We start from the raw sequence: 17,863 nt of genomic DNA, 5'->3' as shown, positions 1-17,863 counted from the left end.
ACATGATTAAACCGCTTTAGGATGATGTACACCGTCAGGCTTAAGACACCGCCTTAATGTGGTACTTTCAGACAAGAACCTAAAAAAGATAAAACCAGTAACTTTCAACTCCATGCTGGAATTCTTTTCTACCCAAGCCGAGTAGGTTTTATCTTCAAAAACCTGAATAATTTTTCCCCCGGCCCATTCTTTACCATCAAAAATAAAATCCTTTAACACCAATTCATTTAGGTATTTGGTTTGAATGTTGGCACGTTCTTTTTTAGACATCTTTTTAAGGTTCTCTTCTTGAAAAGGTCCATACCATACTACCCTTGCATTATACTTGTCATTTGTTTTAGTACAATACACCACGGCATTATCATCTTCCGTAATCCAATATCCAAGAAGATCATCTCCTTTTATTTGTGCAGCTAGCATTCCTGGGAGATGCAGCGTGAAAATCAATAGAATAATTATTCGAGTCATTTTTTTATCTTTTCACACCCTTACCCAGATAGTTTGAAAAGCGTTGCCTGAGGTCTTTTCTCTGAATAGATGGCTTTTATCCAATTTTTCTACAGATTCTAAGCCTAATGTTGCCTACATTATTATTAATAGTTGAGATGAATAAAATCAAATTTAGGACTGCTACTCTTTTTGTTTTTGCAGCTTTACTTAGTGTTCTTTCGTGTAAACCACCGATTGATAGTCCAACGCCTTTACAAAATAATATCCAACTAGTGCCTAGTCCACAAAGAACAGGATCTGCGGAGAGGGGCTATGAGTATCTTGTGACTGGAGACTACCTCAAGAGTGGAGTACCGATTGATATATGGTACCAGGTTATGGGTGAGCGGACACAAAACCTTCTTAATAGAACTGGGCTAAATGCAGGTATTGACTACAATTATAATCTTGTCTTGGGCAAACATAATACCGAGGTCGTAGTGCCGAATTGTCTCAGCTGCCATGCATCTTACATTCAGAACAAGCTGGTGATTGGCCTTGGTAATACATCTTTGAATTTTTCCAACGATCAGTCAATAGATTTACAAATATTAAATAATCTTGTCCTAAGTCAACATGGCAGCAGCTCTCTGGAATTTCAAGATTTCAAGGAGTATAAGCAAACCTTAGAAGCGATAGCACCGTTGAGTAAAACGAATACTCAGGGAGTAAATCCTGCGGATAAATATGCTCTAATTTTAGCAAATCATAGAAACAAAGCAAGCTTGAAATGGCAATCTTTAGGTTCTTTATCTATTGATAATATTGTGATACCTACTGATGTGCCTGCATGGTGGCTTCTCAAAAAGAAATTTGCCATGTTCTATACAGGAGTAGGTACTGGTGATTTCGCTAGACTTATGATGGCGAGTAGCCTATTCTCATTGACGGATACATTAGATGCTCGAAAAATAGACAATGAGTTTGCCAATGTATATGCGTTTATAAAAACTCTTAGACCACCAAAATATTTTGAAAGTATAGATGATGCCTCAGCTAGGAGAGGAAGGGTTCTTTTTGACAATAATTGTCAACAATGTCATGGCACATATGACAATGTCCCAACTTACCCCAACTTGATTGTCCCTCTAGAAACTATTAAAACAGATCCTGAGTTACTAAAAGCTAATTTCTCCTCTGCCCAATTGCTAGAATGGTATAACAGTAGTTGGTTTGCACGCCCTCCCTACACTGCTAAATTGGTTATTCAGCAAGGTTATGTGGCTCCTCCTCTTGATGGCATTTGGGCTACTGCACCGTATCTTCACAATGGTTCCATACCCACACTCCAAGACCTGTTGAACAGCAATGAAAGACCGCGTATTTGGAAACGAAACTTTACTACTCAAGAATATGATACTGGAAAAGTAGGCTGGAAATACGCAAGATTAAATAATAAAATCGATAAACAAAGTTATGATACTAACGAGAAAGGCTACAGCAATCAAGGTCACAATTTTGGAGATGGGCTCTCTGTGGAACAACGTGCCGACCTAATTGAGTACCTAAAAACATTATGATATCAAATTGATAAAATAAAGACCATATTTTCTTGTATTACGTGTAAGGGACATATTACGTAAAGGAAACAAATAGATCTAAAGACCTATTCAATATCTACTTATGAGAGAGGTATTAGTAAAATGATCTAAAAAACTATCTACTGCCTGGCTCCGAAATGATCGTATTACTATTAAGGAGTATTACGTGAATTTTAAAAAAATAGACTCGCACACTCTCTTGAGTTGATGCCAATGGCCTTGTGGAAAGCGGGAACGACAAAGAGCAAGATGATTAGTTCTAATAGCTTAGAAATACCACTTCTCCAAACTCTCTACAGAATTGCGTCTTAATCTTGTATTGTTAAACAACATAAATGATGCAAATCATGATAAAGAAAATCGTATTAATGGGCTTTTTAGTAAGTTCATTGGCTTGTGGAAATGAGAATCAAGAAAAAGAGGAAGCTGAAGATCAAGAAGTAGCTGAATTATCAAGCGAAGCAACCGAAGAATCGGAAGACGAATCAGCCGAAGACGCTGAGGTATCAGACGAAGTAAAAACTGCTTTAAACAAAGCTTATCCAAATGCCTCTGATATAGAATGGGACAAAGAAGGAAACGACTTTGAAGCCTCTTTTGAAAATGGAGAAGAAGAACTTTCAGTAGTTTTCGACGCCATTGGGAACATTCTAGAAACAGAAAAAGAGATTGAATTCTCTGAGCTGCCAGAAGTTGTTAAAGCCGCACTTGAAGGTGAAAAAGTCTCCGAAGCAGCTATTATTACTAAAAATGGTAAAACTTTTTATGAAGCCGAAGTCGCTGGAAAAGACTTGATTTTTGACGAAAATGGCAAACCTGCCAAACTTTAGTGCAAACTACATTTTCAAATCAGGCTTATCCTCATATAAGTTCTGATTTTTTTTCATTACTCAAGACAACGGTTTCTTCTCTTTCCGTGTACAGGCTAAAGATACCGAATATGACACTTAATTTGATTTCGAAATATCCTGATTTCAAACTTGATTCTGCCATTGAAGACACTATTAAAAGGTGCATACAAAAGGAAGAACAAGCTCAAAATAAGCTATTCAAAGAATACTTCAGCTATGCCAAGAGCGTATGTTTGAGGTATTCTTCGAATGCAGAAGACGCAAAGGATATTCTTAATAAGGGGTTTATGAAAGTTTTCAATAACCTTGAAAAATATAATAGCTCGTATCCATTTAAAGCTTGGTTACGTACGATTATGGTCAATACAGCATTGAATCATTATCGGGACAATAAAAAATTTGACCAAGAAATAAATTTGGAAGGCCATGAACATATAGTATATGATGAAGATGTCATAAGCCATTTAGCAGCAGAAGAAATTTTAACTCTGGTTCAAAAACTTCCTCCTGCCTATCGAACTGTTTTTGTAATGCACGTAGTGGATGGATACAATCATAGAGAGATTGGAGAGATAATTGGGATAAATGAAGGAACATCGAGGTCTAACTTTTCAAAAGCTAGGGTGAAACTTCAGGTCATGATACAAAAAAACAGACCTGATCTGTTTGCCATAAGAAATTCATAATGATAAGAGTATGAAAAAAGACAATTACAACGACGCTATAAAACGGAAGCTGGAGAGCATTGAGCCTGAGTTTCAGGAGAGTGACTGGGATGACATGAAGGCTTTTATGACAATTCCTCCGATTACACCGCCACTTTCGCCATTTTATAAACCAATAGGTTATGGTTTAGCCGGAATAGCTATGCTCACTTCGCTTTACTTTAATGCTCGTCTGTATAATACGAACAATGACCTTGCGAAAAACAATAGTAAAGAATCAATTCAACAAAACAACAAAACATTTGAAAAGACCTCGACTCCAGAAATAATTTACAAAACTGACACCATTTACATTGACCGTTTTATCACAAAAATTGGAAAGATATATGTCAATCAAATTTTGGATTCTGACAAGCAATTTGCTTCAGCTCAAAATTTACAAGAAAGCTCCAAAGGTCTAGAACCTTCAATTAATAATGAGCCAATTCAAATGCAAAAGGAAATTGAAACAAAAAACGCTAATTCTGTATCAAAAAAGTCTGATATCAAACTAGCTTCTAAAATAGAGACAGAACTTAATGAGCTGTATATTAATCCCGATAAGAATTTAGCTCAAAACACAAAAAGTCCTGAATTAATTGACAAGATGAATGTTATCTCAGACAAAGTCAATCTAGCCAAAAATCCGGATAATAATCTAACAGGAAATGGCATTGAAAAAGATGTGATTGCTTTTACTCCATATAAACTGGAAACTTTAGAAAAATCTAAAGGGAATGAATTAAAACTTGATAAGAAATTTATTTTTCCTGCCATTTTTAAAGGTGTTAAAGCTCCTGAATTTAAGTCTGAAAAGAGTCATTTGGTCATTAGAATCCCTAATATAAATTTAGAAAACAGTCGCTACCGTTTTGGAGTAAGTATGGATGTTGCGAATGAACAGCTGGCAGCAGGAATCACCAATGAGTTAGTTCTTTCAAAACATTGGGGAATCTCAGCTGGGCTTAGAATTGCCAATCAACTTGGCAATGAATATTTAACAGATGGCGAATACACAAAAGACACCAAACTTGATTTTAGGCCAACATATGCCACTTTTGTACCTCAAGGAAATGAAATACTTAACATAAAATTTGACAACTATTTTCTTCAGTTACCTTTAGGCCTTAGTTACAGGTACCCCTTAAGAAACAATTGGACTTTGCTCTTTGGCCTAGGTACAGATTTGGATTTGGCGGGAAAACAGTATGTAACTTTTGAATATAAAGGCAGTTCAGGGGAGTTTGACGAAGGAAAAAATGAGGCAAACATTTCAAATTCAGTTTTTAATAATGGACGACTCTCAGCGGGAATTGAAAAGAGACTTGGTAAATATGTTTTTCAGGCTTTACCTTACGTATCTGCACAATGGAAAAACTCAATATATAAGCGAGACGACATTTTAGGTGGTGTGAAACTGAAAATAATGTATCAGCCGAAATGGTACTAGTTTTGAAAATTCAAATCAATAATTATTTAATATTAAAATCATGAAAAAGGTAGCCGAAGTCAATCTAATTTTCTGGATAATGAAAATCTGTGCCACAACTTTAGGCGAAACTGGTGGAGACCTTCTTTCTATGACCATGAATATAGGATATGGAACCAGTTCCATGATTCTAATTAGCTTTTTTATTGTAACGCTTATTGCTCAGCTAAGAGCTAAGGGTTATGAACCCATCCTTTATTGGCTTGTAATAGTGGCCACTAGTACCGCTGGCACCACCATTTCAGATTATATGGATAGAACACTGGGTTTGGGTTACGCCACAGGTGCATTTATTTTATCTGGCTTATTGGTGGCTATCCTAGCATTATGGTACAGCGTAGAAAAGTCTCTATCTGTGGCAGATATAACTAAACTCAGACCTGAAACATTTTACTGGTTTACAATTCTAATTTCCAATACGCTAGGTACTGCTCTTGGAGATTTCCTAGCCGATAGTTCTGGACTTGGCTTTGGCGGCGGGGCAATATTAATAGGGAGTTTAATTTCGATAATAGCTTTGGCATATTATTTCACTTCAGTTTCTCGTATCGCCTTATTTTGGATGGCCTTTGTTTTGACTCGCCCATTTGGTGCCACATTTGGAGACCTACTCACAAAACCTATTGCGAAAGGAGGCTTAAACCTTGGAACAGTGGGTTCTTCAGCTGTTTTGGCAATATTACTCGTTGGGTTTTTATTTTATGTCATAATAAAAAGAAAGAGAGAATTAAATCAATAAAAGCTGATTGAAAAAAAATAAATTCTATGAAATATTTGATTGCCGGAGTTCTAATACTTCTTAACTTATCATCTTGCAGTCTTTACAAAACATTAAGATATGGTGGTATACCGGGGCAAAAGGATTATGTCCATTTCTCGCAAAGAGAAGTTGGAAATGGCATTAGAGAACCCTTTTGTTTTAAACTTCCATTAAAAGAATATGGCCTGGGTTCTTCTATAGGGGTTTCAGATAAAGATTTTAATTCCACCAATGTTTCACTCGACGCTTTCGTGGATTTGCATAAAACTATCGCTTTTATGATCATAAGAAACGACACCTTACTCTACGAGCAATATAGACGAGACTATGATGAAAATGCTAACGTTTCTTCATTCTCCATGGTTAAACCTATAATATCTACTCTTATTGGAATTGCCATTGACGAAGGAAAAATAGACAATGAAGACGATTCCATAACAAAGTATTTGCCAGAATACGCATCAAAAGAAGGTTGGGATAAAATTAGCATTGAAAATCTACTCCATCACACTTCTGGTATTGCGTTCACAGACAGTAAATTTAGCCCACTATCAGATAATGCAGAATATTACTGGGGTGATGACCTTCGTCAAAGAGTGCTAGAGGCCCAAATAGAATTTCCGCCAAATACAATCTTCAAATACAGTAGTATCAATACTATGCTTCTAGGTCTAATTGTTGAGAAAGTATATAGTAATACGATTTCCGAGACCATGGAAAAGAAGCTTTGGTCTAAACTAGGCATGGAAGCACCTGCTTACTGGAGTTTAGATAGGGCAGATAGCCTTGGTGTAGAGAAAGCTTTTTGTTGTCTTCAAGCCAGAGCTTTAGACTTTGCAAAATTTGGAAGGTTATATATGAATAATGGAAATTGGGAGGGTGAACAGATTGTTTCAAAAGATTGGGTTTCATATTCTACTAGCCCAGATCCGGAAGGAAACAACAAACATAATTATAATAACAATTGGGGCATTGGCCCTGCCAAATACAAAAGCTTTTATGCCATTGGTCTGTTTGGCCAATACCTATATGTATATCCAGAAAAAAACATCATGATAGTACGTTTTGGAGATACCGAAACATCTGCACATCCTAATTATTGGCAGACTACATTTTTACAAATCATTGATCAGATGGAAGGCTTTTAAAATGCTGCGGTACTTATCCTTAACCATCTTACTACTATCTGGATCCGTAAATGCTCAGAAAACTTTCAGCGAAAAATCTGGAGATTATTTATCAATTGCCTTGCCAGCCGGTGCACTGCTTAGCTCTTTCAAATATTCATCTGCAAACGGTCATTTTAGGGATTATGCTTTAGGGTTCATCTGTTTTGAGGTAACTACCCAGGGCCTTAAAAGAATTATAGATAAACCCAGACCAAACGGAGGCAAGTTTAGTTTTCCTTCCGGTCATACCTCAGCAGCATTTTATGGTGCTACTTTTTTAAATCAGCTTTATGGTCTAAAAGTTGGAATCCCTAGTTACTTGGTAGCATCATATGTAGGTTATACGCGTATCAAAGCAAACAAACATGACATCTACGACGTTTTGGGTGGTGCTGCAATAGGTATAGGGAGCTCCTATCTTTTCAGAAAAACCTTCCGACAAGATTCAAATCTTGGGAAACTCAAGTTTGATGTTTCATCAACAGACTTTAGTTTTGTGTATTTGTTTTAAAGCCATATAAGTATCCATTTCAATGGGTTTGCTTTTGAATAAATCTTTGCAATCCATAAGAAAATCTAGGTTAACTAAATCAATTCTAACATTGAGAAAGAGTTGGTTTATCGGTTACTTTCGAAAGGATTGCAATTACATTTCTACTTATTCCGGATAAACGAAATGCATTGGTTGAGAAATGTTCATAGTTCCGAAAACACCAATACAGCCCTCAATCTGGCTATTTAGGAATACGGGTTCTACAAATGGATTATAAGAAGACAGCTTTTGACGATCTAGGGCATCATAAAATTTCGCAGATTTTTCATCAACCGTTTGCAGATAAACCTGAGCTTCGGAGCCTTTCTTGTGTGTATACGATGGTTCTATTACAAAGCTCATCGGCAGTCCATTTTTATTCTTGTCGTCATAAATAGACCTCCCTATTTCATTCACAGTGAAAAAGTTAGCCCCATTGCATTCCGTTCTGTAAATTTTATCATTTGCCGTTCTTACAGTGCTATCTACTTGCCTAGCCATTTTGTAGCGATAAAAATTAGATTGATTTGGGATATCTTTGAAATAGAAAATTACCCCTTCATGTTCACCATATAAATCACTGAACTGAGATGTATATCCAACGGAGTCTATCACAGGTTTTTTTAGATTCACGGTAGTATTGGCAGTGAAAACCTGGCCTTTAAAAGTAACCTCTAATGTATAAGTCTTACCTTCTACTATTTCTAAATCGCCTTGCCAAAAGTATTCGTCTCGACATAAGAAATCATTATGAACAATAGCCGTTTTTAAATTATCTATCACATCTCCTGATATGATTTTCACTGTAGCATCTGAAATAAATAAATCTTTAGTACTCACCAAATTACTGAAATAAGCTACTGATTTATTTAAGTACAGTTTTGGCTTTTGATTAGCTACTAAAAGACATTCAATGGATAACTGATCCTTATATGGTGCTGGTGCAATTGACACTTGTTTTTCGCAAGATGTAAAAGCCCATATTAGACCAAAAATAGTGGCGGATATTATGATATTTTTCATAATTAAAATTTAAAATTATATGATACACTTGGTATTATTGGTAGTAAAGAAACCTGGGTAGCCTTTGGTAATTTTGTAACACTGTCTGTGCTTAGATAAACAAAATAAGGATTGCGACGGCTATATAAATTATAGATACTAAAAACCCATTCTGAGTCATAAGCCTTTTTGAATAAATACCTTTTCTTTTTATATATAGCACTTACATCTAGCCTGTTATAATTATTTAGTCGGTAGTTATTACGTGTAGAATAATCAGCATATGTACCATTGTATAATGTACCACCGTATCCCACATCCACCCTACCCACTGGCAAAGTATATGGCCTGCCTGTATTGAAAACAAAAGTGCTGGACAATACCCACTTATCAGACAATTCATAAGAACCTACTAAAGAAAGATTATGTCTTCTATCGTAAGCAAATGGGAATTCCTTTCCTCCGTTTAATTCTTTAAATGTTTGATTTGTCCATGACAATGTATAGGATAACCACCCATTAAATTTGCCAATATTCTTTTCCACAAAGAGCTCCATACCATAACTATATCCTTTACCAAATGTTAAATTGTTTTCCAAATTTCCACCAGCAGTAAGAAGCGTACCTTCTTTAAATAAAGCCTGATTTTTCATGTTTTTATAGTAGACTTCTATACTCGTTTTCAAAGCATTATTATCAAAGTTTTTGAATAAACCCAGAGCTACTTGTTGCGACCGCTGTGGTGCAGTTATTTTGCTCGCTGGAATCCAGATATCTGTGGGTAATGATGCTGTAGAATTAGGTATCAAATGGAGAAATTGATTCATTACGGTATAGGAAAGCTTCAGGGATGTTTCATCATTAATGCTGAATTTTGAAGCTATCCTTGGCTCCAGGTAAGCATACTGGGCGGTTGAAGTAAAAAAGTAAGGAATTCTTAGTCCTAGATTTAAACTAAATGCATCAGAAACTTTTATTTCGTCATTAAAATACCAGGAAGCTTCATTGGTATATGTCTTCGCTAAACTATCCGTATTGAACTTCGGTATAGTTCCATCTTTTTTGATTTTGGAAGACGCAGCTAATGGCGTAAAAGTGTGGAAGCTGTAATTAAACCCAAAACGAATGTTATGATTTGGGTTCGGGTAATATTCGAAATCCGTTTTTGCGTTTAAATCCTTTATTCCTGTATAAATCTGAGCTACATAACCACTTTGGGTAGTAGATAATGCTAGCGAGTACTTATTGGTAATTAAAGAGGTATTGGCAAAAAGTTTTTGCCCAAATAAGTGATTCCATCGTAATGTAGCCGCATTGTTTCCAAATCCTATGCCATAGTTTAAACTACTAGCTCCTGTATAATGAGCATCATCTTTTCCATAAAATCCACTTAGATATATCTTATCGTTTTTGCCTAATTGGTAATTTAATTTAGCATTTAGGTCATAAAATGCATAACCAAAAGCTTTTATAAATGGCTTAGCTAGAAGATCAATATAGGTTCTGCGGCCTGAAACTATAAACGAACCTTTATCCTTTTTAATTGGTCCTTCGAGGGTTAAGTTTGAGGAGATTAGACCAATTCCACCTTGACCCGCGAATTTTTTATTATTCCCTTCTTTCATTGTAATATCCAACACCGATGAAAGCCTTCCACCGTATTGAGCAGGAAAACCACCTTTTATTAAAGTAACCCTGTTTAGTGCATTTGAATTGAATGTACTAAACAGTCCAAAAAGGTGGTTTGGGTTATAAACAGTAGCTTCATCTAACTGTATAAGATTTTGGTCGGTATTGCCACCTCTCACATAAAACCCAGTAGTACCTTCATTTCCCCCTTGTACTCCAGGTAATAATTGAATTATTTTCATGAGATCTCTTTCTCCAAAAACAACAGGGAGGGTATTTACCATTTTCATTGGAACTTCAATAACTCCCATTTGAGTTTTCTGTAAGTTGTCGTTGTTTCGTTTAGCAGAAACTACCACTTCTTTAAGGTCTGAAACCTGATTGCTTAGGTAAATGTCCAATTCCCTATTTTCACGACCAGAAACTTTTAAAACTTGTGGATGATAACCTATGGCGGATATTACCAAACCTATCGTATCGGCGGTAGGTATTGTTACCGAATAAAAACTATACGTATTAGTAGAAGTGCCCGTTTTGGTATTGCTTATAAAAACGGTGGCTCCAATAATAGATTCGCCGCTTTGCTTATCTTTTACATGGCCACTTAATGTAATATTTTGGCCAAAAGCAAAACAAGAAATTAATGTTAAAAGAGGTATGTATAATATTTTCACAGGTGTATTAATTTAAAATGGCTAGCTTATTTTTTGAACTTCCCTTAGATTCTAAAATCAGTTTTTTAAAATTCTGAATGGTTCGCACAGGCCCTTCATCTAAGGCAAGATTAATCATCCAAGTAGGGATGTTTCCGGCAGGGTTTGATGTGAATTCGTATTCGCCTAGGACAGATGCTCCTTTAGGAGTAAAAGTCCATTTTGATTTGAATTCTTTCATTCGAACTAAATCCTTTTTAAGAGGTAGAAGCTTTAAATTTGCTTCAGAAATAGAATAAACCACCTTTGTTTTGGCGTCTTGTGAGATTCGGGTGTGAACTACAATATCTCTGTCAGATAATGGCCAAGGAAAATCTAACTTATTGTAATAATTCATCTCAAATGGTGAAATTCGATTTACAATATTTGACTCAGAAGCCTTATAAACCCATTTAGGATAATCATTTACATCTGTTAATACAGAAACTATAGTGCTCATAGAAGCATTAAAAGTAGTGGTGATTTTCACTTCGTTAATGTTGCTTTCTGGTACAGTTCTGTAATAAACTTTCATGTCGTCGGTTTCTTTAGCCAATCGCCAACTGGGATCTTGAGCATTTACGCCAACGATGAAAAAACTAAGGCCTATCGTGACGATCCATTTTTTATAATTCATTATTTTTTCATTGATTTTAGATACTTAGAATTGAAAGAAAAGCTAAGGTCTCAGGATAAAATTTGGTAGTTTTTTAATGGCCAAATGAAATTATTTCATTGCCCATACCCGAAAACGCAAGAAAGCGTTGCCTTAAAAGAATTAGTTTTTTATGAAAATAAATTCGAAGTGTTTTTCAAAGGCAGAACTACGGTTGTACCTGACAATTTTCATTTAAAGGTAGGAGGCCACTCATATTAAAAAAAGGAGAATATATTTATTCCTCAAAAAGTTATTTGGATATTTTTCAAACCACAGACAACGCTTTTAAATATTTCGGTGTAATGGCGAATACAGGGTTTAAATGAATGAATGTTTTGCCCAGAATAAAGTGCTAATAACAAATAATTAAAACAAATCAATGAAAATGGAAAACAAATTTGTATTGCTTTTAGCGGTAATATTAACCGCAACATTTACACTAAAAGCACAGGAAACTGAAACAGTTTTTAAAGGAAGTTCTTTAAAAGGGAACCTTAAATCTTTAGGTATTTATGTGGTGCCAGAGATTCAATACACCGGACTGGCTGGTGGATTTGCTCCAACGGTAGGGTTTTCTGGGATGTTACAAGCCAACAAAAAATGGGGAATTGGAGCGGGAATGTACAGTACGTTTACTGACTATATGCCAAAACAATTAAGTAGCACAAAGGGCCTAAGTTTTGATGCCCAATATGGCGGATTGAAATTTGAGTACACACCTAAACCAGATGCAGTGGTACACGTCTCATTCCCATTAATGCTAGGAGCAGGCATGGCGAGCATAGATTCTGTGAATGAATCAAAAACTTTCTTCCAAGCCAATAAAATGGATGACGAAAATCATGGTATGGAATCAAGAGGTGATGGTGGTCATAATGAAGAGATGTTCTTTATAGTACAGCCTGGTATAAATTTAGAAACCAATCTATTTAAATATGGTAAATTATTTATTGGAGCCAATTACAGATTGGCATTGGATAAAAAAGACGCTCTAACTGCTGCCACGAGTATGTATCCACAAACCACAGCCAAACAATTAAGTGGTTTTACGATGAATATAGGTATAAAATTTGGAATTTTCGATTGGGACATGAAAGGCCGTAAGTCAAAGATGTAATAAACATTCCGGAGCACTAAATAAATACAGAAAAAGGAGGGAATTATGAATTTTGACTCATATTTCATTACTAAATATCTTCATCAAAATTTTTTGATTCCTCCTGATGCCGTAAAGTTGTCATCAAATCTAAGAAAAGACTTTCATCTGAATCGCAGCCAGATTTATGAGTTCCTGTTTTATTTGGACGGCATTTTTGATGTCAAATTTCCTCATAAAAAAACTGAAGATAGTTACGAGTACTTATTTGAAATTATCTTTTACATTGTCATTTGCCAGTATGACAACAATGCCTCTACTTAATAAATCTTGCTCAATATGTCGGGCTTACAATATGCCTGATTTTCAACTAAACAAAACATGCGATCATTGCGAACTATTTCACAATAGCTCCCGATTGGCACCGTGCAGTTAATTTAGGAGGTAGAATTTTCTTGTTCTTGGAATATTGGGAACATTCATGCCATCAACATTAGTTAAAAATAAAGAGACGTACGTAAAAATGATCTCTTTATTGGTCTCAGGGATGGTTGAAACTATGCAATTTATTGCATTTGGCTTTCAGCTTCTAAAAATTTACTAATTTTGATATATGGATTTTCAAAAATCAAACGGGCATAGTGTTTCAAGATTACAGCTGATATAGTGTGGTCGACTAAATATCGTTATGCAGTTCTAGAGGAGATATTAAGTTACGGTGTTACATTTTGTTAATACAAATTTGTGTGGCAGAAGGAGTTCAAACATTGAAGGGAGTCGTATCTAAAGTTCGGGTCAAGTGCATGTTGAATGCAGCTCTTCTCAATCGATAAGTCAATTGGTTAAACTTCTAAAGGGGCGTTCCTTGAGAAAATTGCAGTTGGAGTTTTCTGAATTGAAGAAGCGTTATTGGGGTAGCCATTTATGAGCAATAGGCTTTGGGTGTTGGAGTATGGGCAATATTACGAATGAAATGGTCAACGAATATTTGGAGCAGCATAGAAATCCAAATGAAAGTAATAATACTAATTTTATCGTCGAATGGGCGGACTTTCAGTCTGAACTAAAACTATGGACTTTGAGTCCATAGTGGTTTATTTCCTGTAATTCATGTTCAAATATTATTGGGCTATTTAATTTTGAAATTTAGCGGAGTGGGATTGGTTTATTGGATTCCTAGTTTAATGGAAGGTCCAGTTTGGGTATTCAAATTATCCTTTACGTTTCTGAACTTTAGTGAATATTCAATATTGCTTAACGGTGCACAAGTATCTTGTACTTTGGCGTTTTCATGTCGTCTATCATTCGAACCAGGCAGTAGTGAATATTTGTAGACCACAACTATGGAGATGTTTTGAGTATTTAAGAAAAATATTTTAGGCACTTTCACAAGTCTGAGTTCTGCAAATACATTTTTTTGAGTTATACTTATTTTGTGGGTATTGAAAAGGCAAAAGTTTAAAAATCTAACTTTAGAATCATTCAAACCCAAACAAAAAATCAATTATTGAAGGCTCCTCTCTTTTAGGACATATACTGAATATAACTGTTTTATCTCTAAGAATATTTTTGCACAACAAACACCTAGGCAATTTGTCGAAGAAAAGGTAGGCATTACTGTTTATTACTGCTCCTCAGCCACAAGCAGTGTCAATGAAGTAAGAAGTAAAAATCACTTCCGATTTTGAGACCAATATGAAAATATTAATTACTGCAATTACCTATATGTAAAAGTATCCATATTGGGTTCATGGAGCATTGATATCGCAGGTGTTAACAAAAATGAACGACCAAGAAGTGATTTATTATAATAAACTTTATTTCTCTTGACCATTGTCTGATTGAGATATTGCGGGTTATTCAAAGTTGGTAAATAATTCTGTGGATGGAACAATAACTTCAGTATTTACGGCTAAACCTATGTCTCTTCCTAAAACAAAAGACGTTGTTAGGATAATGTCCTTCGATTCCCGATGGTACTCTACTCCCAAAATAGGAGGATGGTTTAAGAGTGAATATACTTTCAGCTCCGATCCTGGAGGAAGTATACCTGCTTGGGTTGTAAATTTGGCACTTGATGAAGGATCTTTTAAGACGATTGTTTATTTCAAGAAGTAGCTGAGGGATGAAAACTATTTTGGGAAATAGGCTACATTAGCAGCTATATTTCACTAATTACAGTATGGGTGTTCAATCTACTTTATTATTATAATTAAGTTCACTGTTACACTTGCTGTTACCTAGTACTGATGCAGTGCGTTAACTTACTGATTAACAACGCGTTAACGTGACAAATAGTGGCCCCGCTAGGAATCGAACCTAGATCTAAAGTTTAGGAAACTTCTATTCTATCCATTGAACTACGGGGCCATGAGAAAGACTACTAAATGGTAAGCTTTTACCTTTTAATAAGTTTAATTCTCGTCTTCTGTGCCAGAATCTTGATGGCCTTGCCAGTCATAAAGCGGATTTTGCGTTGGATCCCAATTGGGGTATATCGCAAAATGCCTGGTAGTGAGATGCTCCATAAGAACGGATCTTAACTCACTAAGGTTCTCTTTATTTTCAGCGGATATGAAAACCACATTGTCCATGTTTTTGGCCAAATAACTGGTTTTTAGTCGAGATAGGTTTTTCTCTAAATCTTCATCGGTGGCTAAGTGAGCATCAAGACCTTCTTCGGACTCGGGCTTAAATAAATCTAATTTATTAAAAACCAGAATGGTAGGCTTGTCCGCAGCACCAATATCTGCTAGTGTACCGTTAACAACATCTATTTGCTCTTCGAATGACCTATGAGAGATGTCTACCACATGAATGAGTATATCTGCTTCTCTTATTTCGTCTAGTGTCGATTTAAAAGACGCCACTAGGGTGGTTGGGAGTTTTCTAATGAAACCAACGGTGTCTGTAAGAAGGAAAGGAATGTTTCCCAAAACAATCTTCCTGACGGTAGAGTCTATAGTGGCGAAAAGTTTATTTTCTGCAAAAACATCTGTTTTAGCCAAAACTCTCATTAATGTAGATTTTCCTACGTTGGTATAACCTACCAAGGCCACACGTACCAATCGGTCTCTTTCTTTTCTTCTTGTTAAAGATTGAACGTCTATTTTTTCAAGCTTCTTTTTTAAGAAGGAGATTCTGTCTTTTACTATTCGCTTATCGGTTTCTAGCTCCTTTTCTCCAGGCCCTCTCATACCTACACCACCTTTTTGTTTACTAAGGTGAGTCCACATTCGGGTTAGTCTAGGATATAGATATTGATGCTGAGCCAGCTCAACCTGCCTTTTGGCTTGGTCTGATTTGGCTCTTTGAGAAAAAATATTAAGAATAAGGAGACTTCTATCCAAGATTTTTGTGTCCTCAAATTTGGCCTCAAGGTTTCTTACCTGAGATGGAGATAGGTCGTCATCAAAAATAATAGAATCCACTGGATTGGCTAATAGATAAGTTTGTATTTCCTCAAGTTTTCCTTTCCCTACAAACGTCTTATTATCAGGCTTTGGGAGTCTTTGTGTAAATACTTTTTCACAGGTTACTCCAGCAGTACTGGCCAGGAAAGCCAGTTCATCCAAGTATTCTTTAGTTTTTTCTGCATCTTGGTCTTTATTTATCACACCTACCAACACACATTTTTCTTTTTCCTTAGAAGTAGAAAATAAAGGGCTATTCTGCAAACTTGTAATTTGGTTTTAATTCGTCTAAATTGACGTGCCAAAGTTAGTTATAAGAAATAAAAATTCATAGATATATTTGTAACCGATTGATAAAGAGGTGAAAATATATGTGAAAATTTTATAATGTTTTTTTTGATTTTTGGAGTTTGCACTGATAATACAAACTGGCACAGTATTCGTAACTAGACTATTCGAATCTGATTAAATCTGCAACTAATTTCAGTTACTATTAATTATCAGGTGTTTAAACGGAAAAACTTAAATCTGTTGGAAAATAGAATTGGAGTGCATACATTTGTTATCTAGATGCCACAGACTATAAAAATATTTGAGTGTTGAACTCATAAAGGCTTAATCCGCTTTGTTTCACGTTTACGTGATACACATGGATTATTAGGAAAGCACGTAAGTCGGAATCCCTGTCACTAAAATTGAGGCAGGGATTTTATTTTTATAGCTTTGCAATCTTTTCCCTTAAGTAATATGTCAAGTAAAATTTCAAGTAAAGTAGAGATTAAGAACCGAAAGGCTTCTTACGAGTACCAGTTTATAGATACTTATACGGCTGGTATAGTGCTGCGTGGAACCGAGATGAAGTCCATCAGGATGGGTAAAGCAAATATCTCCGATGCCCACTGTTATATTACCAATGGTGAGCTTTTTGTGAAGAATCTTCATATTTCACCTTACGAATTCGGTACGCACTATAACCATGAACCGCTTAGAGAGCGTAAATTGTTGTTGCAGAAAAAGGAATTGAGGAAAATAGAAGGGAAGCTCAAAGATGTTGGTCTAACCATAATTCCAACAAGATTATTTATAAGCGAGAATGGGTTGGCTAAATTAAATATTGCTTTAGCAAAAGGTAAAAAATTGTTCGATAAAAGAGAGAGTATAAAATCTAGAGATACTGAAAGGCAAGAAAGTAGAAAGTTTTAGGTGCTGTTTTAGTATTAATATTATGTTTAGGTAAAGACTTGGCTGTAAGTGCTTGATTTTTCAGTAAAACTATTATCTTCGGGAATCATTTTCAATCAGTTACAAGCAAATGGGCCGGAAAGTTTTAGTTCTAAATGCCGATTTTAGTGCCATCACAGTTTGCACTGTACCTAAAGCCTTTTTGCTCGTTTATTTAAACAAGGCAGAACTCTTGAAAGATGACAATAAGGCTCGTCTAAGAACCGTATCGGTTTCATATCCCCTCCCATCCGTTATAAAACTTAATAATTACGTCAAAGTACCCTATAAAGGTGTGGTTTTGAATAGACAAAACATTTTCAAAAGAGATGGAAATGAATGTGTCTATTGTGGAAGAAATAGGGATTTGACTCTGGATCATGTTATTCCTAAATCTCGAGGAGGTAAAACCAATTGGGTTAACCTAGTGGCAGCATGCAAATCTTGCAATGGTAGAAAAGGTGACAATACACCTGAAGAAGCAGGGATGCCACTGAGCAAAAAACCCTTTAAACCTACATTTGTTATGTTTCTTCGGAATTTCTCTGGCAAAGTAGGAGAAAATTGGGCTCCGTTCTTAGGAGCCAATAAAATGGCTTAGTATTAATTTAGCTATT

The 17,863-nt window shown here is 35.6% G+C and carries 16 protein-coding genes, 1 tRNA gene and 1 pseudogene; 12 read left to right on the top strand and 6 right to left on the bottom strand.

The annotated features are described in order from the left end of the window. Nucleotides 1-6 precede the first annotated feature (6 nt). Nucleotides 7-468: a DUF2147 domain-containing protein gene (locus tag ACTBZY_RS13915; RefSeq protein WP_463046944.1), complete on the bottom strand. Its 462-nt coding sequence runs from the start codon at nt 466-468 to the stop codon at nt 7-9. Nucleotides 469-605: 137 nt separating this feature from the next. On the opposite strand from ACTBZY_RS13915, the gene ACTBZY_RS13910 reads away from it, so the two are divergent. The 7 genes from ACTBZY_RS13910 to ACTBZY_RS13880 all read left to right on the top strand — a co-directional run bounded on the left by ACTBZY_RS13910 (nt 606) and on the right by ACTBZY_RS13880 (nt 7,514). Beyond that, the gene (locus ACTBZY_RS13910) at nt 606-2,009 is read left to right on the top strand and encodes a c-type cytochrome (RefSeq protein WP_463046943.1); all 1,404 of its coding nucleotides are present in this window, start codon (nt 606-608) and stop codon (nt 2,007-2,009) included. Nucleotides 2,010-2,377: 368 nt separating this feature from the next. After that, nucleotides 2,378-2,860, top strand: coding sequence for a PepSY-like domain-containing protein (locus tag ACTBZY_RS13905; RefSeq protein ID WP_463046942.1), 483 nt, complete (start codon nt 2,378-2,380; stop codon nt 2,858-2,860). Nucleotides 2,861-2,970: 110 nt separating this feature from the next. Further along, nucleotides 2,971-3,567 (top strand): RNA polymerase sigma factor, encoded by a 597-nt coding sequence (locus ACTBZY_RS13900; protein ID WP_463046941.1) that lies wholly within the window; start codon nt 2,971-2,973, stop codon nt 3,565-3,567. 10 nt (nt 3,568-3,577) lie between these two features. Continuing rightward, a complete protein-coding gene (locus tag ACTBZY_RS13895) occupies nt 3,578-5,035 on the top strand; it encodes a hypothetical protein (protein WP_463046940.1) in 1,458 nt (485 codons plus the stop codon). A gap of 40 nt (nt 5,036-5,075) precedes the next feature. Next, entirely contained in the window at nt 5,076-5,813 is a 738-nt protein-coding gene (locus tag ACTBZY_RS13890) for a COG4705 family protein (protein WP_463046939.1), read from the top strand. Between the two features lie 26 nt (nt 5,814-5,839). Beyond that, on the top strand, nt 5,840-6,982 hold the full coding sequence (locus ACTBZY_RS13885) for a serine hydrolase domain-containing protein (RefSeq protein ID WP_463046938.1): 1,143 nt from the start codon (nt 5,840-5,842) through the stop codon (nt 6,980-6,982). 1 nt (nt 6,983) lies between these two features. Next, the gene (locus tag ACTBZY_RS13880; protein ID WP_463046937.1) at nt 6,984-7,514 is read left to right on the top strand and encodes a phosphatase PAP2 family protein; all 531 of its coding nucleotides are present in this window, start codon (nt 6,984-6,986) and stop codon (nt 7,512-7,514) included. 147 nt (nt 7,515-7,661) lie between these two features. Here ACTBZY_RS13880 and ACTBZY_RS13875 read toward each other — a convergent pair whose 3' ends face one another. The 3 genes from ACTBZY_RS13875 to ACTBZY_RS13865 are packed head-to-tail and all read right to left on the bottom strand — an operon-like array spanning nt 7,662 to nt 11,495. After that, nucleotides 7,662-8,558, bottom strand: a complete 897-nt coding sequence (locus ACTBZY_RS13875) for a DUF4249 family protein (RefSeq protein WP_463046936.1) — start codon at nt 8,556-8,558, stop codon at nt 7,662-7,664. Between the two features lie 2 nt (nt 8,559-8,560). Beyond that, nucleotides 8,561-10,840, bottom strand: a complete 2,280-nt coding sequence (locus ACTBZY_RS13870; RefSeq protein ID WP_463046935.1) for a TonB-dependent receptor — start codon at nt 10,838-10,840, stop codon at nt 8,561-8,563. A gap of 7 nt (nt 10,841-10,847) precedes the next feature. Next, nucleotides 10,848-11,495, bottom strand: coding sequence for an SRPBCC family protein (locus tag ACTBZY_RS13865; protein WP_463046934.1), 648 nt, complete (start codon nt 11,493-11,495; stop codon nt 10,848-10,850). 406 nt (nt 11,496-11,901) lie between these two features. On the opposite strand from ACTBZY_RS13865, the gene ACTBZY_RS13860 reads away from it, so the two are divergent. From ACTBZY_RS13860 to tnpA, 3 genes and pseudogenes are all read left to right on the top strand, one after another. Further along, entirely contained in the window at nt 11,902-12,633 is a 732-nt protein-coding gene (locus ACTBZY_RS13860) for a hypothetical protein (protein WP_463046933.1), read from the top strand. Between the two features lie 45 nt (nt 12,634-12,678). Continuing rightward, nucleotides 12,679-12,936, top strand: coding sequence for a hypothetical protein (locus ACTBZY_RS13855; protein ID WP_463046932.1), 258 nt, complete (start codon nt 12,679-12,681; stop codon nt 12,934-12,936). A gap of 289 nt (nt 12,937-13,225) precedes the next feature. After that, nucleotides 13,226-13,702, top strand: a pseudogene (gene tnpA, locus ACTBZY_RS13850) (IS200/IS605 family transposase). A 1,208-nt stretch (nt 13,703-14,910) separates the two neighbouring features. Here tnpA and ACTBZY_RS13845 read toward each other — a convergent pair. Beyond that, nucleotides 14,911-14,982, bottom strand: a tRNA-Arg gene (locus ACTBZY_RS13845). A 44-nt stretch (nt 14,983-15,026) separates the two neighbouring features. Then, nucleotides 15,027-16,289: a GTPase HflX gene (hflX, locus tag ACTBZY_RS13840; RefSeq protein ID WP_463046931.1), complete on the bottom strand. Its 1,263-nt coding sequence runs from the start codon at nt 16,287-16,289 to the stop codon at nt 15,027-15,029. Nucleotides 16,290-16,772: 483 nt separating this feature from the next. Here hflX and smpB point away from each other — a divergent pair, with 483 nt between their 5' ends. Continuing rightward, the gene (gene smpB / locus ACTBZY_RS13835; protein WP_463046930.1) at nt 16,773-17,228 is read left to right on the top strand and encodes an SsrA-binding protein SmpB; all 456 of its coding nucleotides are present in this window, start codon (nt 16,773-16,775) and stop codon (nt 17,226-17,228) included. 109 nt (nt 17,229-17,337) lie between these two features. Continuing rightward, a complete protein-coding gene (locus ACTBZY_RS13830; RefSeq protein WP_463046929.1) occupies nt 17,338-17,847 on the top strand; it encodes an HNH endonuclease in 510 nt (169 codons plus the stop codon). The last annotated feature ends 16 nt before the right edge of the window (nt 17,848-17,863 follow it).

The organism is Arcticibacterium sp. (assembly GCF_055134445.1).
The sequence above is the reverse complement of the archived record's forward strand: the minus strand, read 5'-3'. Positions and strand labels throughout refer to the sequence as shown.